Source organism: Flectobacillus longus, assembly GCF_030056705.1.
GTDB lineage: Bacteria > Bacteroidota > Bacteroidia > Cytophagales > Spirosomataceae > Flectobacillus > Flectobacillus longus.
Map to the genome: position 1 here is coordinate 235,793 of NZ_JASHIC010000004.1, position 22,735 is coordinate 258,527.

Genomic DNA, 22,735 nt, shown 5'->3' on the forward strand with positions numbered 1-22,735 from the left:
TGGTGCTTTAGAGTGACTCTCTTAAATTTGCTTTATGGTACCCAGATCATAAAGCAAATTTTTTACTTACCTTAAAGTAGGAACAGTATTCTTGAAGGATATAATCCATCGCCCCTACTTACTAACTATTTCAAAAACTCTCATGAAAATCACCCAAAGTACCTTTGGACTATTCAATGAATATGTTCTTCAAAATCCTTCTACTAATGAAGCCGTACATATTTTACCCGAATTAGGAGGCATTATTCATCAATTAGTCTTAAAAACAGAGACTGGTTTACACAAAATTATCAACTGTGGTAATACCCCTGAAGAACTACTTTCGAGCCTGTTATCCTATCCTTCTACACATTTGTTTCCTTGGGGAAATCGTGTAAAAAGTGGACAATATGAATTTGAAGGTACTAGTTATCAATTGCCACTCAATGAAGTAGGTTTACAAAATGCACTTCATGGCTTTGTGTACACTTCTCCTTTCAAAGTGTATGAAGCTACTGAATCTGATACAGAAGCTATTTTAACTTTAGAATATCTTTACAAGGGTGGTTATGTAGGCTATCCTTTTCCTTTTCAATTATTAATCAAGCATACTTTAAATGCAAAAGGATTAACACTTAGTTATACCATCAATAATATCGGTGCAGGAAATCTCCCAGTTAGCCTTGGTTGGCATCCATATTTCAGTATTGAAGGTGAAACCAAAAATGATTGGACTGTTAGTTTCCCATCGACACACCAATACTTACTCGACGACCAAATGTGTCCAGTAGATAGAACGCCAAAGCATTATTCGGAAGGTTTTAACTTGAATGGGCAGATTTTAGATGCGGTTTTTGCCGTAGAAAAACAAGAAATTGTAGAGGTTATTCTCCAATCTAACAAACAAGATTTGTCGATAAAAGTATGGCAACAAGCAGGAGAACAACAATTTAACTATAGTGTAGTGTACACGCCACCATCAGGCGACCGCATTGCTATCGAACCAATGACAGCCCCAACCAATGCGCTTAACTCAAAAGAAAATTTGTTGGTAATCAGTGCAGGAGAATCTTACACTGTAGAATGTGGAGTAATGACTTATTGAGTGATTTAGTGGATGAGTGATTTAGTGTTTTTTACATAAATCACTTATCCACATCAATATTGCTTAATCGTGGGGTCAAGATTCAAAGTATTGCTTCATTACAAATCAAACTAAAAATCACTAACTCACCAATCACACATTCACTCAATTCTCTTATTTGTCTCTCTTGCGATTTTGGATTTTTTCGTATACCATCTGAATGATACCATCTTTCAATCCCAAATCTGGCACGATAATACTTTTTGCACCAGCCCATTTCATTACGTTCAGATAAATTTCTGCTGCTGGCACAATTACATCGGCACGGTCAGCATTTAAACGAAGTTTATTGATACGTTCTTCATAGGTAAAACCAGCTACATATTCTTTAATTTTGGTCAATTCCTTCAAACTCATCGACGTTTCAGTATCATGGTTCGAAGCAATATTAAAGAGCTTATTGATATTACCCCCTGTCCCTACGGCAGTTACCTGAGATTTTGTAGGATCAACGTGCATTTCTATCCATTTACACATTTTTTCCCAATCTCCTTCACGCTCTTTGTGTTCAAGCAAACGTACTGAACCAATCTTGAATGAACGAGAAGCCACTTTCTGACGATTCATGTAGATATTCAACTCAGTAGAACCACCACCTACATCGATATGCAAATAATTGCTATCGTCCAAAGCTTGAACTACTACATCATTAATCAATTCGGCTTCTTTCGAACCATCAATGATGTTGATTTTCATATCCAAAATTTTATGGATACGAGTAATGATAGCATCTGCATTTCCAGCCTCACGCATGGCAGATGTGGCACAAATCATATAATCTTTTACTTCGTGCAAGTCCATCAACAATTTGTAGGCATTCAATAACTTGAAGATACGTACCTCTGATTCAGGGCTAATTTCTCCTTCATTAAATACATCGTGTCCAAGACGAAGCGCAAAACGAACGTATTCTACCTTCTTAAAACTAATTTTTCCGTCATTCTCTAATACCTTCGAGATTTGCATTCGGGCGGCATTAGAGCCTATGTCAATCGCTGCAATTTTCATGCTTTCTTCTTTCTATGCAGTAGCTTTTTACTTATTTATTAAACGTAAATCCATTTCCATCTTCCTCAAAATCAAGCTCTACGCCGATTAGATACATGAGGTGATGTTTGTTAATAATGAGTTGAATACCATCTATTTCGTATAACTCATCGTGATCCTCTTTTTTATCAAATCCAATCAGATAACTTGCACTACAGGCGCTTCCTCTCAAACCTACTCTCAAGTAATAATCCTCAGGAATTCCTTTGATGGTAAGTGCTTTTAGAATTTCTTGTTGTGCAATGTCAGTTATGGTAATCGGAATTATTGCTGGACTATTCATGCTTCTTGTCTAAAACAATTCGGTTATTGAGACTGAGTTTGTACACAATTTGCTTCTTCTTAAACGAAGCTATACAGTTCAGGGCGAAAATACTTATTTTTGAAAGATTTTCCACAAAACAACGTTAATAACCCTACATTACAAAATGTATTTAATCATTTGTAATCCTGACAAAGCTCTTAGCAGAAAGTATTACGAATAAACCCCAACTTTATGGAAATAGTTGCCGATTTAATTAAAGTATTAATTCCCGCTAGTTTAGTCCTATGGGCTATGTACTTGACTTTGAGTTCTTTTTTGAGAAAAGAATTTGCACAAAAAAATCTTGAACAGCGTTTTGAGGCTCAAAAAACGGTGTTGCCCATTCGCTTAGAGGCTTATGAGCGTATTTGTTTATTACTCGAACGAATGCTACCCAACAATCTCCTGATTCGTTTGGCTAATCCTGAATTCAATGTAGTGAGCTTTCAGCAAGTATTGGTTACCGAAATTCGTGCAGAGTTGGCACATAATTTTTCACAACAATTATACATCAGCGACGATGCTTGGTTGAGTGTAAAAAATGCCCTGAACGAAACCATCTCAATGATTAATCTCTCGGCTCAAGAACTAGACCCAAATGCCCCATCGATTGAATTATCCAAAAAAGTAATCGAAAAAGTCTTACAAAATCAACATTTCAGCACTGAATCAGCTCTAAATTTTATCAAAGACGAAGCCCGAAAATTATTTTAGAATATTGTACCGTCAGGGAAACTCACTCTTCCTTTGTAACTAGAAAAGGAATCACTAAATTACTATACTAAAAAGAGTAGTATTCTATCCGAGTTTCTCTTTATGAAAAACAACATATAATCAAGTCCCTAAACTATGCAACAAAATCTTTCTCAGAAAACCAACTTACAGCATCTTTTCAGCATTCCTGTGATTGTAGCCGCCTTGGGCTACTTTGTCGATATTTATGACCTATTGCTTTTTGGCATTGTACGTATTCCTAGTTTGCAGGATATGGGTCTTAGCAAAGAAGAAATTGGTGTTATTGGCAAAAATATTCTTAACTGGCAAATGGGCGGTTTATTATTAGGAGGTATCTTATGGGGTATTTTAGGGGATAAAAAAGGTCGTTTATCTGTATTATTTGGTTCAATTCTTACTTATTCGTTGGCTAATATTGGTTGTGGTTTTGTCAAAGACCCTACCACTTATGCGCTATTGCGTTTTGTCGCAGGCGTTGGTTTGGCTGGTGAACTTGGTGCTGGTATTACTTTGGTATCAGAAGTATTACCCAAAGAACTTCGTGCTATTGGAACCTCTATTGTGGCTGGAGTAGGTCTGTTTGGAGCTGTGGCAGGATATTTTACGGTAGAATTATTTGGGGGCTGGCGCACAGCTTACTTTGTAGGTGGTGGCTTGGGTGTGATTTTGTTATTACTTCGTATTAGTGTTTTCGAATCAGGTATGTTCGAAAATATCAAGCACCAAACTGGTGTGAAAAAAGGTAATTTCTTTGCTCTTTTCACCAACGCCGACCGCTTGTCACGTTACTTAAAATGTATTGCGATTGGTATGCCAACGTGGTTTGTGATTGGTATTTTGGCAACATTTGCGAATGAATTTGGTGAAAAATTAGGTATTGCTGAAGAAATCAAACCTGGGAAAGCTATTATGTTTTGTTATATAGGTTTGGCGATTGGCGACTTAGCCAGTGGTTTTATTTCTCAGTTTTTAAGTTCCCGCAAAAAAGCCGTTTCCTTATTACTTGTACTTACCTTGATTTGCAGCATTTATTACCTTTACGCAGGTATGAACTCTGCACAAGAATTATATACTGTTTGTGTATTTGCAGGGTTTTCTGTAGGTTATTGGGCTATGTTTGTGACCATTGGTGCAGAGCAATTTGGGACTAACCTCAGAGCCACAGCAGCTACAACTGTACCTAATATGGTTCGTGGAACTGTGATTGGTATGACTTCGCTATATGCTGGGCTAAAACCAAGTTTGGATGTATTTAATGCCGCTGCTATCGTAGGCATTATCTGCTTTATATTAGCTTTTTATTCTATTCTAACTATTCCAGAAACACATAACAAAGATTTGGATTACTTGGAAGAGTAAAATAAGTGTAGAGTTTTGAGTTTTGAATGCGGAGTAAATGATTTAGTGAATGGTGGTTGAGTGAATGAGTGATTAATCTTTAAATCTATATTTCGCTTGTAGAGACGCAAAGCATTGCGTCTCTACAAGCGAAAATTATGTAGAAAACAATCACTAAATCAGTCAACCACCATTCACTAAATTCAAAAGGACTCATGGATAGCCGTGAATAATAAAACTCTGCATTCAAAACTCAAAACTCCGCACTCTTTAGATTTCCAACGCTGTTTTTGATTTTATTTCACTCATCACGAAAGTACTATGGGTACTACCAATATTATTCAGAGAGGCAAGTCTATTCATCAAAAAGCTTTGATATTCACGCATATCTTTTACCACAATTTTCAGCATAAAATCATATTCTCCTGAGATATTGTAACATTCCATAACCTCCTCTAATTGAACCACATCACGCACAAATCTAGCACCAGCCTCTTGGGCATGTTCTTTTAAACGAATATTACAGAATACCATTAAGTCCTTCTCTACTTTTTCTCTGTCTACCAACGCCACATATCCTTTAATGACTCCCTCTTTTTCAAGTCTTCTTACCCTTTCGTACACAGGTGTAGGCGACAAGTTGAGTCGATTCGAAAGTTCTTTGGTGGTAAGATGAGCATCTTCTTGTAGATTTCTAAGAATCGCTTTGTCAATTGAATCGAGTTTCATAGCCGTTATTTTTTCATTTTTCTAGTGAAAACACTCCAATATTTAGATAAACTATCTAAAATATTTTTATTTAAAGATAATACATCTAATTTAAAAGAAGCAATAAACAAATATTATCTTTTGATGTAACTTTGTAAAAGTAGATTCGAATTGTAGGCTTTTAGCTAGAAACATGAAGTAATACAAGGATACTATTTCAGTCAGATATAATCTAAAATAGTGATTCTTTTAGCTACCAGTCTATTTGAAAACATATTACCGATAAAATTATAATTAACCAGAAAACTGATGCGTCCGAACATCCGTGAAATCTTAAAAGATAGAATCCTTGTATTAGATGGTGCAATGGGTTCTTTGATCCAACAATATAAATTGACTGATGCTGATTACCGTGGTGAAAAATTCAAAGATTTTCCGCACGAGGTAAAAGGCAACAACGATATGCTTTCGATTACTCGTCCTGACGTAATCAAGGAAATTCATGCCATGTACTTTGAGGCTGGGGCTGATATTGCTGAAACAAACACGTTTTCGGCAACGTCTATTGCTATGGCTGATTATCACATGGAGGAATATGTGTATGAACTTAATTACTGCTCGGCCAAAATTGCTCGTGAAGTAGCGGATGAGTTTACGGCAAAAAATCCTGCTAAACCTCGTTTTGTAACAGGTTCTATCGGGCCAACTAACCGTACTTTATCGCTTTCTCCAGATGTAAATGACCCTGGTTTTCGTGCAGTAACATTCGACGAATTGGTAGAAGCCTATACCGAGCAAATTCGTGGTTTGGTAGATGGTGGTGCAGACGCTTTATTGGTAGAAACAATTTTCGATACCCTAAATGCCAAAGCTGCCCTATTTGCGATTGATTTATTCTTCAAAAACCATCCCGAAAAAGAATATCTTCCTGTAATGGTTTCGGGAACGATTACGGATGCTTCGGGTCGTACGTTGTCGGGACAAACAACAGAGGCATTTTTGACTTCTGTTTCGCACATGCCATTGTTATCTATTGGCTTAAACTGTGCCCTCGGTGCCGATTTGATGCGCCCTTACGTTCAGACACTTGCGGTAAATGCTCCTTTCATGGTTTCGGCTCACCCAAATGCAGGTTTGCCAAACGAAATGGGAGAATATGACCAATCGCCTGAGCAAATGAGTGAGATTGTGGAAGACTTCTTACAACATAGCTTTATTAATATTATCGGAGGTTGTTGCGGAACAACTCCTGCGCATATTAAAGCTATTGCAGATGTTGCGGCAAAATATCCTCCTCGTCAGCTTCCAGCGCTTGAGCCTGTTCAAAAACTTTCGGGTTTGGAACCTTTGAAAATTACCAAAGAAACCAACTTTGTGAACGTTGGAGAGCGTTGTAATGTAACTGGTTCGAAAAAATTTGCTCGTTTAATCCGTGACAATAAATACGATGAAGCAATTGCCGTTGCGCGTGAGCAAGTAGATGGAGGAGCCCAAGTAATAGATGTGAACATGGACGAAGGGATGATCGATGGTGTACAGGCTATGACCAAGTTCATGAATCTCTTGATGGCTGAACCTGATATTGCTCGTTTGCCAATTATGATTGACTCTTCGAAATGGGAAGTAATCGAAGCAGGGTTGAAATGCGTACAAGGAAAGTCTATTGTAAACTCCATTTCATTAAAAGAAGGCGTTGAAAAATTCATAGAATCTGCCGAAAAAGTAAAACGCTACGGTGCCGCTACGGTAGTTATGGCATTTGACGAACAAGGTCAGGCTGACTCTTACGAGCGTCGTATCGAAATCTGCGAGCGTGCCTATCGTATTTTGGTGGATGAGGTACATTTCCCTCCAGAAGACATTATTTTTGACCCTAATATTTTGACTGTTGCAACAGGTATCGACGACCACAACAATTATGCGGTGGACTTTATCAATGCAACTCGCTGGATTAAAGAAAACCTTCCTTATGCTAAGGTATCAGGAGGTGTTTCGAATATCTCATTCTCTTTCAGAGGAAATGAACCTGTAAGAGAGGCAATGCACACGGTATTTTTGTACTATGCAATCAAAGCAGGTATGGATATGGGTATCGTAAATGCTGGTCAACTAGGCGTATATGACGATATTCCAAAAGATTTGTTGGAGCTTTGTGAAGACGTTTTGTTAAACCGTCGTCCAGACTCAACAGAGCGTTTGGTAACATTTGCTGAAACGGTAAAATCAAAAGGTAAAGAGCAAATTATAGACAATAGCTGGCGCCAATTGTCTGTAGGAAAACGCTTAGAACACGCTCTTATCAAAGGACTTACCGAATTTATTGACCAAGATGTAGAAGAAGCTCGTCAGCAAGTAGAAAGACCTTTACAAGTAATTGAAGGACCACTGATGGACGGTATGAACGTAGTAGGTGACTTGTTTGGTGAAGGAAAAATGTTCTTGCCACAAGTAGTAAAATCGGCACGTGTAATGAAAAAAGCGGTGGCTTATCTCCTTCCATTTATTGAAGAAGAAAAAGCAGGCGGTGGAAGTACTAGTGCAGGTAAAATCTTGTTAGCTACCGTAAAAGGCGATGTTCATGACATTGGCAAAAATATCGTTTCGGTGGTATTGGGTTGTAACAACTACGAAGTGATAGACTTGGGTGTAATGGTGCCAACTGACAAAATCTTGGCAGCAGCTAAAGAACATAATGTCGATATCATTGGGCTATCGGGTTTGATTACTCCTTCATTGGACGAAATGGTTGGAGTTGCCAAAGAAATGGAACGTCAAGGTTTCACCATGCCATTATTGATTGGTGGTGCTACTACGTCTCGTATCCATACAGCAGTAAAAATCGACCCACATTATCACGGTCCAGTAATTCACGTATTGGATGCTTCTCGTTCAGTTCCTGTGGCGGGTCGCTTGATGCAAAATGAAAAAACGCACCAAGAAATTTACGACGAAATTAAGACAGAATACGCTCGTCTTCGTGACGAACATGCAGGTCGTAAACGTGATAAAAATTATATTTCTATCGATGCCGCTCGTACAAATAAAACGGCGATAGATTGGAGTAATTTCCAAGGTACAAAACCAAAATTCTTGGGTACGAAGGTATTTGAAGACTATGATATTGCCGAAATCGCCAAATATATCGACTGGACTCCATTCTTCTCGACTTGGCAATTATCTGGAAAATATCCAAAAATATTTGAAAACGAAGTAGTAGGCGCCGAAGCCAAAAAACTCTATGAAGATGCACAAAAAATGCTTCAGAAAGTGATTTCGGAAAAAAGCCTCAAAGCACGTGCTGTTATTGGTTTTTATCCTGCCAACTCTATCGAAGATGATATTATTCTTCATCCTTTCGAGGAATACGAATATGATGCCGCAGGGCAAGGTGCATTGAAAGGGAAAGGCTACAGAGTGTTGAGTAATACTGCTGTAAATAGCGAAGGAGAATTGGTATCTCCACAAGCACAAACGGTATTACATCATTTGCGTCAACAAGGACAAAAAGCTTCTAAGTTGCCAAATATCTGTTTGTCTGACTTTATTGCTCCTGAATCAAGTGGTAAAGAAGATTATATTGGTGCATTTGCCGTAACAGCGGGCTTGGGTATTGAAACCTTGTTGGAACAATACGAAAAAGACCATGACGACTACAACTCTATCATGCTCAAAGCCATTGCCGACCGTTTGGCAGAAGCATTGGCCGAATTGATGCACGAACGAGTTCGTAAAGAGTTTTGGGGATATGCCAACGAAGAAATACTCTCGAATGAAGAACTAATTTCAGAAGAATATCAAGGTATTCGCCCTGCTCCAGGCTATCCAGCTTGTCCAGACCATACTGAAAAACGTGCGTTATTTGATTTGTTACAAGCAGAACGAATCGGCATTACGTTAACAGAAAGTTTTGCCATGTATCCTGCTAGTTCAGTTTCAGGATGGTATTTCTCTCATCCAGATGCTAAATATTTTGGCTTGGGCAAAATCGCTAAAGATCAAGTAGAAGACTATGCCAAACGTAAAGGTATGGATTTGGAAACTGTAGAAAGATGGCTTGCTCCAGTGCTGAACTATGAATAATTAGAATTATTGAGTGAGTGGATATTGAGTGAATGAGTGATTATTCCTTAAATCTACATTTCATTAGTCTAACGATATGTTATCATCCAAAGCGGTCGGAAAGTAATTTCTGACCGTTTTTGCTTTTTTTGAAAAAATACTCTCCTTCATATTGAAACCATAACTTTCGTTATCACTTAATAATCAGTACATTTATCTTTTAGAAAGTATTACCTACAACTTTTAAAGTTATGGATGAAGAATTAATAAATTATGTCTATAAACGCCTATCAGAGTCCTTTGATAGCTATGATCCATTAAAGGAATCAATGTTCAATAATTTTAAACAAAATTTTGAAAAAATTCTATCAAGCGATATTCAAATTGAAAAGCAAAAAAAGCTTATGATGATACGATTATTAGATGAATTCAATCTAAGGTTAGAAATACTCAATAGCTTGAAGAATAATCAATCAGAAGACGATTTAACTCAAATTGCAGAAAGACTTGGGAATAAATTTATGTCTTCAGTCATTGATGAATAGTTTCTTCATTAAATCATACAAAAGCGAGTAGGATAAACCTACTCGCTTTTTTTATTCAAAAAATAAAATGAATTTATATTCATTATTCTTGAACTCAAATTCATTTTATTTTGTCTGTTCTAAAACGAAGTAATAATTCGTCTATAGCAATGCTTAAAATCAAGTAGTTAAAACTTTTATTACTGAGATTTCGAACTCTTTCTCTATGTTACAAAAACTTAAAAAAATGATTATTTACGTATTGATATTTCTAGTTGTTGTTGCGCTAGGAATTTATGTATTTATGCAACAAGCCCAATTTGGACAAGAACCACAAGGAAAAAGACTTGAACGTATTCAAAAATCACCTTATTACAAAGATGGTGCTTTTCAAAATCTGAGCCCCACTCCTGCTTTGGCTGAAGATGCCTCGTATTGGGATATCATCAAAGCTCAACTCCAAACCATCCCAAATAAAGAACCCAAACAAACTATTCCGTCTGTAAAAACTGACCTTAAAAACCTATCGAACGATAGCACGCAAATTATTTGGTTTGGACATTCTTCTTATTTGATTCATACCAATGGAAAAAATATTTTGGTCGACCCAGTCTTTAGTGGCAATGCTTCTCCTGTTTCTTTTTTTGGTAAAAACTATGAGGGAAGTAATGTGTATAGCGTAGAAGATATGCCAGAAATCGATATTTTATTGATTACCCATGACCACTACGACCATTTGGATTATCCAACTGTGACAGCCTTGAAATCAAAAGTTAAGAAAGTCGTAACCTCATTGGGTACAGGTCAGCATTTAGAATATTGGGGCTTTAATCCTGACAACATTATCGAGTTAGAATGGTGGCAAAATGCGCAACCTATCGAAGGATTTGAAATTACGTCAACACCTGCCAGACATTTTTCTGGACGTAAGTTTACTCGTAATTTGGCGCTTTGGTCTTCGTTTGTTTTAAAAACACCAACAGAACAATTATACTTAGGTGGAGACTCAGGATATGATTCACATTTTAAGCAGATTGGAGAAAAATTCGGCAGTTTTGATTTAGCAATCTTAGAATGTGGTCAGTATAATTATTACTGGAAATACATCCACATGATGCCAGAAGAAGTAACTCAAGCGGCAAAAGATTTGACTACCAAAGTGCTAATGCCAGTTCACTGGAGTAAATTCACGTTGGCATTACACCCTTGGAAAGAGCCTATCGAACGTGTAACCAAGTCCGCAAAAGAACTAGGATTACCATTTACTAATCCAAGAATTGGCGAACCTGTCATTATAAATGGTTCATTATTACAAAATCCTTGGTGGAAAGATGTAGAATAAACCATTGAGTGATTTAGTGTTTGAGTGAATGTGTGATTATTTTTAATTGTAGAGACACAGTGCTTTGCGTCTGAAAAATGGGAACACATTAATATCAAAAAAGGCGTTCGAAATATGTTTTCGAACGCCTTTTTTAATGAAAGTTTTTCTGCCTAATGCCTACGGCTTACAGCCTAAAGCTTACCCAACTTACTTTTCAGCAAAAATACTACATACGTACCTGTACAAATCCATAAACCGCAAGCTTCACGTGCTAATTCTTGGTTCATGGTTTTCATAGAAATCCCTTCCCCTTCTGAGAAAAAGCCTTCCCACGCCGTCATCTGAAACCAAGTATTGAGTCCTGCTACAAAAGACATAATCGTTAGCACTACCAGCAGCTCGGTATTATATTTACCTCTAAAGGCTTGTACACATACATACACAGGCACCAAATACACAGGAATCCACAGCACAGGATCTGGATCGTTATATTGCCAACCAGCAAATAGTAAAAAAATCAAGACAAAAATCAACGCAAAATATTTCATTGTGATTGAATAAAGGGATATTTGTGAAAATCAGACTGTTTACAATAAAGTCGCATTAATCGACACTTATTGTTAATGATTGTTAAGGACTTTAAAATTAAAAAGATTCCCTTCATATTTCCGAAGAAAAACGAACACAATTTCGTTATAAGAGTAAATTATCATTTTTTATAATGACACAGCCCATGAAAGTTCAATCTCATTCAGCAACTTTAGCTTTATCCATAGAAAAAACAAACTATTGGTATTATCGCTTTATACTTTCGGCTTTACTGATTTTAGTAACGAAAACACTTATTTTTTCCCAAAATAATCAACTCGAAACGGATAAAGGGCTTTTGCAATCTATTGCGCCTTACAGCTCGGATGTTCGTCAGTCGATATTGATGGCTAGTCAAAATCAAACCGTTTTAGACAGAGCACAACAAATTCGTACTCGTAGCCAAAAATCTTTTCAAGATTTAATCAAAGGTTTTGGTCAAAAAGAGCAAGGATACTTTTATGAGGTAACTCGTTATCCAAACGTTTTGAACACCTTTGCTACAAACGCTAATCTTCGTCGAAATGATGTAGATGATTTAGTAGCCAATACCAGCTCAATTCTGAAAGATAATGCTTGGTCATTATATCGTAGCAATCGTGATGTGATTGTCCAAATCTATCAACTTAATCAAAATGCTGACCAAGAATATCAGCAAATGATTCAGAATTTAAATCCAAGCACACTATCAGCTTTTCGTCAATTGGCTAATTACCCTGATGTAATGACTTTAATGTCTGATAATAGAGACTTAACTGCTCGTTTAGGCGAACGCTATACTAACGACCGTGAAGGTTTGAACAAAGAATTAGCCGAATTGCATGACTCTATGGTGGCACAACGTCAGTATGATGTAGCCGAATACAAGAAAAAGCTCAATGATAATCCAGATGCAGCCAAAGAATTAGATCAGGCTGCTGAAGAGTACGCCCAAAGTAATAATTACGTTTTGCCCAATCGTGACCAAGACGTATATATCACCAATAACTATTACAATAACAATCCAAGTCGTGCCTACTATTCTAATCCATATTCTTATTGGTGCGGTTATCCTTACTGGTACACTACGCCACTTTGGTACCCAAGCTCGTATTGGTATGATTTCCGTTTCTCATTTGGCATAGGTAGCGTGGGCCTTTATGGCTATGCCTCGTATGGCTTTGCAGACTGGTTTTATTATGGTGGTTATTATCGTCGTTATCCTGTGCTTTATGGCTCGTTTGGTAATTATTACCGCAATTACGTAAACTATTATTACGGCCGTCCTAGTAGTTATTACTACGCTGGTCGCCCGATGCCATATCGTAATTATGACCGTGATAGATATTACAGCAATAATGGTCGCTCAAACAATGGCTATTATCGCAATTCTAACCCAAATTTTGGAGGAAGTAACCGTGGAAATGATTACAATTATGGTAATCGTGGCAACTACGGAAACAATAGCCGCTCTAACGGAGACTATAACAATGGCAGAGGCAATGGATATAGCCCACGCAGTGGAAACGCCGAACGCCCTTCTGATGGAAATGTAAATAGCTGGAGAGACTACAGCAACAATGGTGGCAATCGTGGAGGCAATAACTCCGACAGAGGTGGAAGTTCTTACGGAGGTAACAATGGTGCCAGCAACGGGGCTTACAATGGTAATGGAGGCAATCCTTATGGCGGAAACGGCGGTGGACGCTCTGGCGCAGAAACTGGACGCAGCAGTGGCTCATACAATGGTGGTGGGGCATTTGGTGGTGGAAATGGCGGTGGGCGCTCTGGCGCTGAAGCTGGCAGAGGCGGCGGCACATACAATGGTGGTGGGTCGTTTGGTGGTGGTAATGGCGGTGGGCGCTCTGGCGCTGAAGCTGGCAGAGGAGGAGGCTCATACAATGGCGGTGGGTCGTTTGGTGGTGGTAATAGCGGAGGACGTAGCGGTGGTGGAAACGGTGGAGGACAAAATTCGAATGGCGGCGGAGGTGGCGGTCGTTCTCGTGGACCAAGATAGATAAGTAATTAATATTAAAGAGGCATAGAGGTTCAGGATTGAAGATTTTTTCTTACTTCAAACATGAATTTCTGTGCCTCTTTATTTTCCTCATTTTAACAACTGGTTTCAAGCACTATACAATATTTTCTCTAGACTCTTTAATAGTTCGATATTAACATTTAAAACCTAATAACTGATGAAAACTCTTATTCTACAAACACGTTCTAAAATGCGCAAACTCGTCAAATTCTGCGTTATTTTATCATTCATTTCTGTTTGTCAAAATTGGTCTATTGCCCAAAATGACTCAACTTCTATCGTACTGAGACCTGAAAAAATCTTATTCCAGCTCAACAAAAGTGCCTACATAGCTGGCGAAGATATTCAACTAACAGCAACGATTTTTGATGCTGTAACCCTTCAAGCCTCCTCACTAAGTGTTCCATTGTATATTGATTTGGTTTATCCACAAACAGGCACTTTAGTAGACAGATGGATATTTAAAATTAAGGATGGTCAAGTAAAACAAACCCTTAAAACAGACGCTAAATTAGCCTCAGGTATTTACACAGTTAGAGTTTATACTAATTGGTCTAGAAATTTTTTCATTCCACAGCAAAACCTCACCATATTGAATATCAACTACGAAAAAGATATTTCTACGACCAAAATAGATACCAATATTCATTTTTTTGATCAACCTATTGCCCAAACTTGGAACAGAATCGTATTTGAGGCAAAAGATAGCTTTGGCAACCCCATCGAAGAAAAAGCATGGCTTGTGAGTAATCAAAAAGATACCCTTATTGCCTTTCACACCAATAAACAAGGGATTGGAATAATGGAATTTCAACCATCACTTCAAGATATCTATCAACTTAAATTAGGTAATAAAATCCTACCATTACCATCTATAGTAGCTAATGGCAATACTCTACTGATTGATAAAATACCAGAAAGTGATTTGCTAAAAATTAGGGTACAAAATGTCAAACCTATTAAAGACACGTTGCTGTTGCTCATTCATCAACAAGGAAAAATCATCAGTCAACTGACTGTATTTTCTCAGAAAAACTCTACTAGAATAGACTTTAATACGAAAAGCCTAGCGCCAGGAATTATCAACTTTTCACTCGTTAATACTAAAATGGATGTTCTTTGTCAAAAGATGTTTTACTTAGTACAACCTGCCATTGACTCAACAAGGAAGAAATGGTTACTAGACACAGAAACTGGCAGTAAGTTGAGCCATTTATCTACTGATGACATCAATCTTCAGCTTCTCACACTTGAAAATAAGCTTTACCAGTTAGACAAAAACAAACAATATCAATATTTTCCACAAGATAACATTGAACTGAAAGGCAAGTTGACAGTCAACTCTAAAATCAATCCTCAAAACCTCAGTGTTACCATGCTTTTAGAAAGTAACGATATTCCTGCATCCTTCACTTCTGGGATTCATTTTGCAGAAATAGACGAAAAAGGGTTATTTACTTTTCATAATCTAGATTTTTATAATAAAGCAACAGCTACTGTATCTGTTCAAAATCAAAAAGAATCAATTCCATTTAAAATTGATGATGACGATATTGCTCCAATCCAAATCGAAGCACTAGCAATAGATTGGAGATTATTTAAAGCTCCAAAAGTTAAAGAAGAAATAAGGATAGCACAAAAGGAAACTTTTGAGAAAATTCAGAAAGCCGATATTGAGAAATCTAAGGAGTTGAAAGAAGTGATTGTAAAAGGCAAAGCAAATACTAAAAAATATGATATGAATCTCTTTTCGAGAGAACCAACACAATCGATTGATATTCAGAAACGCTTTTTAGGACAGAATTTTATGGGTAATTACTATAAGCAATTCATAGGACCAAGAGCTGCTAAATATATGCCCAATTTAATTATTAAGTATTTTCTAGATGGATTCGAAATTGGTCCAGATATGCTCGACCAAACTACTCTACCCATGGGACATATTGCACGTATGGATATTTATGATGGATATGAAGCCTCTATTTATGGTGCGCACATCGTAGTAGCTTTCAAATCTAGGGATGGATCTCAACCTGTAGCAACTACCTCATTTTCAGAAAGGAACAAACAAAACAAGTTTATCGTACAAGGTTATACAAAAGTCCCTGAGCTGATTAAGGATTAAAGAATTTGGCTTTTCCTGAAATTACTTGAAATCAAAAAGCGAGTATCTTTTAAACTTAATAGGTGAATAGTCTAGAAGTTGTATTATTCACCTATTAAGTAAACCTAAACTATCTTAAATACCCAAATTTTCCAATTTATTTTACCCTAGTTTTACTATGAAAAAATGTATTTTCATGTTGGTATTTATACTAACATCTACCATCTCTATTGCCCAAGAAAAAGTTGAATACAAAAATTTTCCACCCGAAAAAGTCCTGATCAAAGTAGATAAAAGAACTTATGTTGCTGGCGAAACACTCCATTTTTCAGCCTCCGTATTTGACGCTAGTAATTTAAACCCTTCTACGATGAGCGTTCCTCTGTATGTAGATTTCATCGAACCTAATTCCGGGACAATTCTCAAAAAATGGATTTTAAAGCTCAAAGATGGAAAAGCTCAATTTGACTATAAAATTGATGTCAATCTCCTCACGGGCGTATATGGTGTTAGGGCATATACCAACTGGTCCAAAAATTTTACCATTCCCTTTCTGAAGTTTGATGTATTGGGGCTGTATTACGACAAAGAAATGGTCAAAATAAAAGTCGATACGATTATCAAATTCTATCAACAACCTATTGCTAAAGTCTGGAATCGAGTCCCTTTCGAGGTAAAAGATAATTTTGGTAATCCTATCAAGGCTACTACTTATCTTGTCAATAGCGCGAACGATACAATTCTGGTGAGCCAAACAAATCAATTGGGAGTTGGCATAATAGAATTGAATCCCTCTTTACATGACCAATTCCAATTAAAGGTAGGCACTAAAACACTAAGCTTTCCTCAAGCCATAGTTGAAGGTTCGCAGCTACTTATTGATAAAGAGGACTCTACCAATACCTTGAGAATTAGGGTGCAAGATACCCATACTTTCAAAGACACTTTAACGCTTTTAATTCATCAGCGTGGACAAATGATCAATAGGCTAAAGATTTTTCCACAAAAGAATTCCACTAAAATTAACTTGGAAGTAAAAGATTTGGAGGCTGGCATCATCAATTTTTCTTTGATGAACAAATCAAGCGAAGTTATTAGCCAAAGTATGTACTACAACGATAAACTCTTTCTCGACTTTCTACAAAAAGAGTTATTGCTCGACGCAGAAATAGGAGAATCCATAAGTAATGCTAGTGTTGAAGATATTAATCGGAAATTACTGATATCAGAAAATAAAATTTATAAAACTTGGAAATCATCGCACAAGTTTGCCCCACCACAACAAAGTATTGAGGTATCAGGAAAACTAGACTTACCTAAAAAAGTAAATTTGAATCAAGTCAAAGTGCTGCTCCTATTAGAATATCCAGACTCAACGCTTTCAAAGGTTTCAGGGGTTCATATCGGTTCTGTTGAAAAAGACGGGACGTTTTATTTTTCTGATTTAGACTTTTATGACCCAGGAATTTCTAGCATCTCGGCTGAAGTTTATAACTATAAGATTCCTTTAACATTGAACCAAGAAATATCAGAACCTTTTCAACCAACAGAAAACCTTCTTGACTGGCGTTTATATTTAACACCAAAAGCACAAGAGGAAATTGAAAAAATTAGAATCGTCTCTTATGAAGAGTTCAGGCGCATGAATATGCAACAATCAAAGCTTCTAGAGGAAGTTACTATAAAAGCTAAACGAGACCCCAAACCCGTGCCAATGGGACTTTTTTCAGTTGAGCCCGCTGTAATGATAGATCTTACACAAAGATTTTGGGGAAATAGTTTTTGGAATAATCAATATTATAGAGTTTATGTCATTCCTCGTCTATGGCAATGCACCCCGACATGCGTTATGAAGTATTATTTCGATGGCATGGAAATACCCTCGGACAATGTTGGAGATATTAATATGTTTACAATCCAAAGAATAGATATCTATGATACTGCCCAAGCCGCAGCTTTTGGAGCTAATATTGTCATATCTTTTGTTTCAAAAGGGGGTACTGGAGGATACAGACCCTCATTTAGTCAATTTAATCGAAAGAATAGATATGTTCTTCAAGGATACTATAAAGCCGAAAAGTAATTGGTAGTCAAAACAAACAGGCACAAAGCATCAGCTATAAAACCACTGATGCCTTGTGCCTGTCCCCTATTTGACTTACTACTATTTACAGTAGGTCTCCAAAGCTGTCTTCGCATCAGCATAACCTAAGCGATTTGCCTGTTTGAGATTCATGCAACTTGCGTCAGAGTTACCCAGTTTTTGGTAGGCTAGTCCCAAACCATAATAGGCTTTAGCAAATTGAGCGTCAATTTTTACGGCTTCAGTAAAATCCTTAATGGCATCTTCTAATTCGGCACTCTGAAACTTGATATTTCCTCTGTTATACAATGCGTTGGTGTCTTTAGGGTCTATTTCAAGCGCCTTATCAAAATCATGAATTGCTTCGTCTGCTTTCTGTAAAGCTGCTTCGATAATACCTCTTTTCACATACAATTCTGCTTCTTTAGGCGCAAGCTCTATTGCCTTAGTACAATCTTCATAAGCACCCTGCCAGTTGGACTGTTCCATTTTAATAGAAGCACGGTTAAAGAATGGTTTGTAATTACTTGCATCTAATTTGATGGCCTGCTCATAATCCAAGAGAGCGTTGGTATAATCTTTTAATTCGAAATACGCCGCACCACGCATATTGAAAGCAGCGGCGCTTTGGGCATCTTTATCAATGGCTTGATTGAGGTATTCGATGGCTTCTTTAGCCTTTCCTTTTTGCAATTCACCTTTTGCTTTTTCTAAAAAAGCCTCTGCCGAACCTGTACAAGCAGTCATCCAACCCATCAAAACAGGAAAAATCATCGACAAAGCGATTTTTTTTATTACTTTTTTTTTCATCGTAATATGTTATTTAAAAAACTGGTAATCAAACCATAATAGAACATTTAGCAGTTTTCACCCAGTTTTTGACAGAAAATTTTCAACAAATTTGCCACCTAGGTTTTGAAAAAACAACAAAACCTGCCATATTTGCACTGGCAAATTACCAGCTCCCTCCGAATCCCCCAGGTCTTGATCGAAGCAAGGGTAGGTTGGTTGAGCGGTGAATTTGCCATTTTTTTTGCCCTTTCCTAAAGTAATCTCCACAACTGTTCTATACTGTTATATATAAATCAAAAATATTCCTTCTTTTCTTGCCAGCTTTTTATAATTTTGTATTCGGAAAGCTTTATCCCTTACTCTCCTATCAGAGGGTAGCCAAATAATCATAATCAAAAACAGCTATGAAGTTTTTTATTGACACAGCCAATCTCAAAGAAATCCAAGAAGCACAGGATTTAGGCGTATTAGATGGTGTAACTACCAACCCTTCATTGATGGCCAAAGAAGGTATCAGTGGCAAAAACAACGTGTTGAAGCACTACAAAGCTATCTGCGAAATCGTAGACGGTGATGTTTCGGCAGAAGTTATTGCGACAGATTTCGAAGGTATGATTCGTGAAGGCGAAGAATTAGCTGAATTGGATGATAAAATCGTTGTGAAAATCCCAATGATTAAAGACGGGGTGAAAGCACTTCGTTATTTTTCAGAAAAAGGTATCAAAACGAACTGTACTTTGATTTTCTCAGCAGGTCAAGCTTTATTGGCTGCTAAAGCTGGGGCTTCTTATGTATCTCCATTTATCGGTCGTTTGGATGACATCTCTTTTGATGGTATCGAGCTTATCGAACAAATCCGTACTATCTATGATAACTATGGTTTCGATACTGAAATCCTTGCGGCATCGGTACGTCACCCTATTCATATCATCAGATGTGCTGAAATCGGTGCTGATGTAATGACTGGTCCATTGTCTGCTATCACTGCGTTGTTGAAACACCCATTGACAGATATTGGTTTGGAGAAATTCTTGTCAGACCACGCTAAAACAAATGCTTAATATTTGAAAGCATTTTGATTTTATACTTTCAAAAAGGATAGGCTACGGTCTATCCTTTTTGTTTTATCTGACTATATACCAGATAAGCTCGTACAAATAAACCAACCAAAAAGGCTTTTTTGTATATTTGAAAAACAAACCAAATCAACTCGTTTATGTTCAACGCAGAACCTGTAGTATCCTTACAGAATGCTTTTATCTATCAGAATGACAGAATCGTTTTGAACGATGTGAATTTTACAATCAATAAAGGTGAATTTGTCTTTTTAATTGGTCGCACGGGTAGTGGAAAAAGCTCTCTTCTTAAAACACTATATGCAGATTTATGGCTACAACAAGGCTCTGCTAAAGTTGCTGGCTATCAGATTGAAAAAATTAAATTGTCGGATCGCCCCTTTTTACGTCGTAAAATTGGAGTAGTATTCCAAGATTTTCAATTGTTCATGGATCGCAATGTGAACGAAAATTTGATGTGGGTATTGGAAGCAACTGGTTGGACAGACCGAGCCAAAATGAAAGCTCGTATCGCTGAAGTATTAATGCAGGTCGGTTTGGCTTCTGCCAAAGATAAAATGCCTCATCAGCTTTCGGGTGGAGAGCAACAACGTGTTGTGATTTCGAGAGCCTTGTTGAATGAGCCACAAATTTTGTTTGCCGATGAACCAACAGGTAATCTCGACCCTGAGGTTTCGGCTCAGATTTTGCAACTTTTCAAAGATATTAATAAAGCAGGTACTGCTATTTTGATGGCTACTCACGACTTTGATATGATTCGCCAGTTTCCTGCTCGTATCCTGAAATGTGATAATGGATATGTAAAATCCGATGATTTGTAGTCATGTCATCCTTCATTGTGTGAATTGAGATTGAATGAATGAGCGATTATTTTTAATATGAATTTTACTAGTATAAACGTAATGCTTTACGTCTAAAAGTTTTTTTTGAAATATAGTATCAAAAAAGGCGTCCGAAAAGCTAATTTCGAACGCCTTTTTTGATAAACTTTGGGCAATAACTTAAATATTAAAATCAGGGATGACTCATGTTTTTGATATCACCTCAACTAAGTAGCCGAAAAGATTTCAATACAAACGTATCTGCTAATCAAGTCTGCCAACAAATAAGGGATATACTAAAAACTGATAACATCGCCCTACTTATTTTGCTGTTAAATACACAAATGGAATAATACATTCTTCCAACGAAACACCTCCATGCTGGAAGGTATTTCGATAATGACTCACGTAGTGATTATAGTTGTTTGGATACGCAAAGAAATAGTCTTCCATGGTAAACACATACGTTGTTGAAACGTTGATTTTAGGTAAGAAAAATCTTTCTGGTTTACGACAAATCAATACATGGTCATCAGAATCCCAGTTCAAGTTTTTACCTTGCTTATATCTCAAGTTGGTATTTACCGAGCGATCACCAACAATTTTTACAGGATTTTGCACACGAATCATACCGTGGTCAGTTGTAATAATCAAGCGACCTTTTTTCTCAGAAATCTTTTTCACTAAATCAAATAATGGCGAGTGTGTAAACCAGCTCGCTGTAATACTACGATAGCCCGACTCATCTGGTGCTAATTCCTTAATCATGGCCATGTCAGTACGTGCGTGCGAAAGCATATCCACAAAGTTATACACAATCACATTCAAGTTATTTTGCATTAAACGATTAAAGTTATCGACTAATGATTTCCCTTGGTTATTGTGGATAATCTTATTGTATGATGTTTTGTAAGTTAGGCGGCTCTTACGGATTTGCTCTTGCAAGAAAAACTCCTCATGTTGGTTAAAGCCTTCTTCATCCTCACTGTCGCCAAGGTCTTGTACCCAGTGCTTTGGATATTGCTTTTCGATTTCGGAAGGCATCATTCCTGCAAAAATAGCATTACGAGCATAGGCTGTAGTTGTAGGAAGAATAGAGTAGTATGAGCTCTCCTCTTCTACGGTGAAGTAATCCTGAATAAGTCCTTCCAAGATTTTCCATTGGTCGTAACGTAGGTTATCAATCAACAAGAAAAACAAAGGCGAACTTTCATTTACCAATGGAAATACTTTTTTGCGCATCAATTGGTGCGACATCAAAGGTTTGTCAGCACGAGGGTCGTTTAGCCAATCTTCGTAGTTTTCTTCAATAAATCTTGAAAAATTTGAGTTAGCTTCAGACTTCTGCATATTTAAAACCTCCGCCATTGATTTATTCTCAGTACGGTCGATTTCTAGCTCCCAGAATAACAATTTCTTATAAATTTCTGCCCATTCTTCATGGTTGATGCGGTCTTGGTATTGCATTGCCAATTGGCGGAATTCTTGTTGATAAGAAATATTGGTTTTTTCTTCTTCCAAACGTTTTTTATCAAGAATCTTCTTTACCGAGAGTAAAATTTGATTAGGATTGAGAGGCTTAATCAGATAATCGGCGATTTTTGAACCAATAGCCTCTTCCATGATATGCTCCTCTTCAGATTTGGTAATCATGATTACGGGCAAATTAGGCTTCATCTGCTTGATTTGTGGCAAAACCTCCAAACCAGTCATTCCAGGCATATTTTCATCAAGAAAAACTACATCAAATTTTCCTTTCTCTACCTCTTCCAGTGCATCGGCACCTGAGTTCACAGGTGTAACATCATAACCTTTGCTCTGTAAAAACATGATGTAGGGCTTCAACAAGTCGATTTCATCGTCTGCCCAAAGTATTTGGTATTGCATATTTTTCGTCTCTAGGATTGTTTCTATAAAGATAGTAACGGCAAGCAAAAGTTTATTGTTGCCCCATACTAATTGTATAAAAGGTTTTTAACTTTTTTTAACGTATAACCTGAAAATATTTATGATGATAGACTAATTTTGGAAATAAATTAAAACTCTTCTGTTTTTTATAAAATATCATGTAAAAAGTGGGGTACACTTCCGA

At 37.1% G+C, this 22,735-nt stretch carries 17 protein-coding genes; 11 read left to right on the plus strand and 6 right to left on the minus strand.

Translation table 11 applies throughout. From position 1 onward, the window contains the following. The first annotated feature begins 142 nt into the window (after positions 1-142). The gene (locus QM491_RS03840; RefSeq protein WP_283325917.1) at positions 143-1,084 is read left to right on the plus strand and encodes an aldose 1-epimerase; all 942 of its coding nucleotides are present in this window, start codon (positions 143-145) and stop codon (positions 1,082-1,084) included. Positions 1,085-1,237: 153 nt separating this feature from the next. On the opposite strand, the gene QM491_RS03845 is transcribed toward QM491_RS03840, so the two are convergent. After that, the gene (locus QM491_RS03845) at positions 1,238-2,131 is read right to left on the minus strand and encodes a Ppx/GppA phosphatase family protein (RefSeq protein ID WP_283325918.1); all 894 of its coding nucleotides are present in this window, start codon (positions 2,129-2,131) and stop codon (positions 1,238-1,240) included. Between the two features lie 31 nt (positions 2,132-2,162). Continuing rightward, entirely contained in the window at positions 2,163-2,453 is a 291-nt protein-coding gene (locus QM491_RS03850) for a HesB/IscA family protein (RefSeq protein ID WP_283325919.1), read from the minus strand. Between the two features lie 213 nt (positions 2,454-2,666). Here QM491_RS03850 and QM491_RS03855 point away from each other — a divergent pair, with 213 nt between their 5' ends. Both QM491_RS03855 and QM491_RS03860 read left to right on the plus strand, forming a co-directional pair. After that, on the plus strand, positions 2,667-3,188 hold the full coding sequence (locus tag QM491_RS03855) for a DUF7935 family protein (protein ID WP_283325920.1): 522 nt from the start codon (positions 2,667-2,669) through the stop codon (positions 3,186-3,188). Between the two features lie 135 nt (positions 3,189-3,323). Beyond that, on the plus strand, positions 3,324-4,568 hold the full coding sequence (locus QM491_RS03860) for an MFS transporter (RefSeq protein ID WP_283325921.1): 1,245 nt from the start codon (positions 3,324-3,326) through the stop codon (positions 4,566-4,568). A 249-nt stretch (positions 4,569-4,817) separates the two neighbouring features. On the opposite strand, the gene QM491_RS03865 is transcribed toward QM491_RS03860, so the two are convergent. Further along, on the minus strand, positions 4,818-5,276 hold the full coding sequence (locus tag QM491_RS03865) for an Lrp/AsnC family transcriptional regulator (RefSeq protein ID WP_283325922.1): 459 nt from the start codon (positions 5,274-5,276) through the stop codon (positions 4,818-4,820). 288 nt (positions 5,277-5,564) lie between these two features. On the opposite strand from QM491_RS03865, the gene metH reads away from it, so the two are divergent. The 3 genes from metH to QM491_RS03880 all read left to right on the plus strand — a co-directional run bounded on the left by metH (position 5,565) and on the right by QM491_RS03880 (position 11,180). Further along, positions 5,565-9,335 (plus strand): methionine synthase, encoded by a 3,771-nt coding sequence (metH, locus tag QM491_RS03870; RefSeq protein ID WP_283325923.1) that lies wholly within the window; start codon positions 5,565-5,567, stop codon positions 9,333-9,335. Between the two features lie 230 nt (positions 9,336-9,565). Further along, positions 9,566-9,859 (plus strand): hypothetical protein, encoded by a 294-nt coding sequence (locus tag QM491_RS03875; RefSeq protein WP_283325924.1) that lies wholly within the window; start codon positions 9,566-9,568, stop codon positions 9,857-9,859. A 205-nt stretch (positions 9,860-10,064) separates the two neighbouring features. Further along, positions 10,065-11,180: an MBL fold metallo-hydrolase gene (locus tag QM491_RS03880; protein WP_283325925.1), complete on the plus strand. Its 1,116-nt coding sequence runs from the start codon at positions 10,065-10,067 to the stop codon at positions 11,178-11,180. Positions 11,181-11,353: 173 nt separating this feature from the next. On the opposite strand, the gene QM491_RS03885 is transcribed toward QM491_RS03880, so the two are convergent. Next, positions 11,354-11,710, minus strand: coding sequence for a transmembrane 220 family protein (locus tag QM491_RS03885; RefSeq protein WP_283325926.1), 357 nt, complete (start codon positions 11,708-11,710; stop codon positions 11,354-11,356). Positions 11,711-11,895: 185 nt separating this feature from the next. Between QM491_RS03885 and QM491_RS03890 the strand changes: the two genes are divergently transcribed. The 3 genes from QM491_RS03890 (at position 11,896) to QM491_RS03900 (ending at position 17,954) form a co-directional block, all read left to right on the plus strand. Further along, complete coding sequence (locus tag QM491_RS03890; RefSeq protein ID WP_283325927.1) at positions 11,896-13,746, plus strand: hypothetical protein; 1,851 nt, start codon at positions 11,896-11,898, stop codon at positions 13,744-13,746. A 178-nt stretch (positions 13,747-13,924) separates the two neighbouring features. Further along, complete coding sequence (locus QM491_RS03895) at positions 13,925-15,892, plus strand: hypothetical protein (protein ID WP_283325928.1); 1,968 nt, start codon at positions 13,925-13,927, stop codon at positions 15,890-15,892. A 175-nt stretch (positions 15,893-16,067) separates the two neighbouring features. Continuing rightward, positions 16,068-17,954, plus strand: coding sequence for a hypothetical protein (locus QM491_RS03900; protein WP_283325929.1), 1,887 nt, complete (start codon positions 16,068-16,070; stop codon positions 17,952-17,954). Between the two features lie 81 nt (positions 17,955-18,035). Here the strand turns inward: QM491_RS03900 and QM491_RS03905 are convergent, their stop codons facing one another. Next, positions 18,036-18,764: a tetratricopeptide repeat protein gene (locus QM491_RS03905; RefSeq protein ID WP_283325930.1), complete on the minus strand. Its 729-nt coding sequence runs from the start codon at positions 18,762-18,764 to the stop codon at positions 18,036-18,038. A gap of 386 nt (positions 18,765-19,150) precedes the next feature. Between QM491_RS03905 and fsa the strand changes: the two genes are divergently transcribed. Together fsa and QM491_RS03915 are read left to right on the plus strand one after the other, a co-directional pair. After that, the gene (gene fsa / locus QM491_RS03910) at positions 19,151-19,807 is read left to right on the plus strand and encodes a fructose-6-phosphate aldolase (protein WP_283325931.1); all 657 of its coding nucleotides are present in this window, start codon (positions 19,151-19,153) and stop codon (positions 19,805-19,807) included. Positions 19,808-19,962: 155 nt separating this feature from the next. Further along, entirely contained in the window at positions 19,963-20,643 is a 681-nt protein-coding gene (locus QM491_RS03915; RefSeq protein ID WP_283325932.1) for a cell division ATP-binding protein FtsE, read from the plus strand. Positions 20,644-20,964: 321 nt separating this feature from the next. Here QM491_RS03915 and porX read toward each other — a convergent pair whose 3' ends face one another. Then, positions 20,965-22,530 carry a T9SS response regulator signal transducer PorX gene (gene porX / locus QM491_RS03920; RefSeq protein WP_283325933.1) on the minus strand — a complete coding sequence of 522 codons (1,566 nt, stop codon included), beginning with the start codon at positions 22,528-22,530 and terminating at the stop codon, positions 20,965-20,967. Positions 22,531-22,735 lie beyond the last annotated feature (205 nt).

Bases quoted from the DNA above. Each gene is read 5' to 3' on its own strand.
- QM491_RS03840 (WP_283325917.1), top strand. From the start codon at position 143: ATGAAAATCACCCAAAGTACCTTTGGACTATTCAATGAATATGTTCTT.
- QM491_RS03845 (WP_283325918.1), bottom strand. From the start codon at position 2,131: ATGAAAATTGCAGCGATTGACATAGGCTCTAATGCCGCCCGAATGCAA.
- QM491_RS03850 (WP_283325919.1), bottom strand. From the start codon at position 2,453: ATGAATAGTCCAGCAATAATTCCGATTACCATAACTGACATTGCACAA.
- QM491_RS03855 (WP_283325920.1), top strand. From the start codon at position 2,667: ATGGAAATAGTTGCCGATTTAATTAAAGTATTAATTCCCGCTAGTTTA.
- QM491_RS03860 (WP_283325921.1), top strand. From the start codon at position 3,324: ATGCAACAAAATCTTTCTCAGAAAACCAACTTACAGCATCTTTTCAGC.
- QM491_RS03865 (WP_283325922.1), bottom strand. From the start codon at position 5,276: ATGAAACTCGATTCAATTGACAAAGCGATTCTTAGAAATCTACAAGAA.
- metH (WP_283325923.1), top strand. From the start codon at position 5,565: ATGCGTCCGAACATCCGTGAAATCTTAAAAGATAGAATCCTTGTATTA.
- QM491_RS03875 (WP_283325924.1), top strand. From the start codon at position 9,566: ATGGATGAAGAATTAATAAATTATGTCTATAAACGCCTATCAGAGTCC.
- QM491_RS03880 (WP_283325925.1), top strand. From the start codon at position 10,065: ATGTTACAAAAACTTAAAAAAATGATTATTTACGTATTGATATTTCTA.
- QM491_RS03885 (WP_283325926.1), bottom strand. From the start codon at position 11,710: ATGAAATATTTTGCGTTGATTTTTGTCTTGATTTTTTTACTATTTGCT.
- QM491_RS03890 (WP_283325927.1), top strand. From the start codon at position 11,896: ATGAAAGTTCAATCTCATTCAGCAACTTTAGCTTTATCCATAGAAAAA.
- QM491_RS03895 (WP_283325928.1), top strand. From the start codon at position 13,925: ATGAAAACTCTTATTCTACAAACACGTTCTAAAATGCGCAAACTCGTC.
- QM491_RS03900 (WP_283325929.1), top strand. From the start codon at position 16,068: ATGTTGGTATTTATACTAACATCTACCATCTCTATTGCCCAAGAAAAA.
- QM491_RS03905 (WP_283325930.1), bottom strand. From the start codon at position 18,764: ATGAAAAAAAAAGTAATAAAAAAAATCGCTTTGTCGATGATTTTTCCT.
- fsa (WP_283325931.1), top strand. From the start codon at position 19,151: ATGAAGTTTTTTATTGACACAGCCAATCTCAAAGAAATCCAAGAAGCA.
- QM491_RS03915 (WP_283325932.1), top strand. From the start codon at position 19,963: ATGTTCAACGCAGAACCTGTAGTATCCTTACAGAATGCTTTTATCTAT.
- porX (WP_283325933.1), bottom strand. From the start codon at position 22,530: ATGCAATACCAAATACTTTGGGCAGACGATGAAATCGACTTGTTGAAG.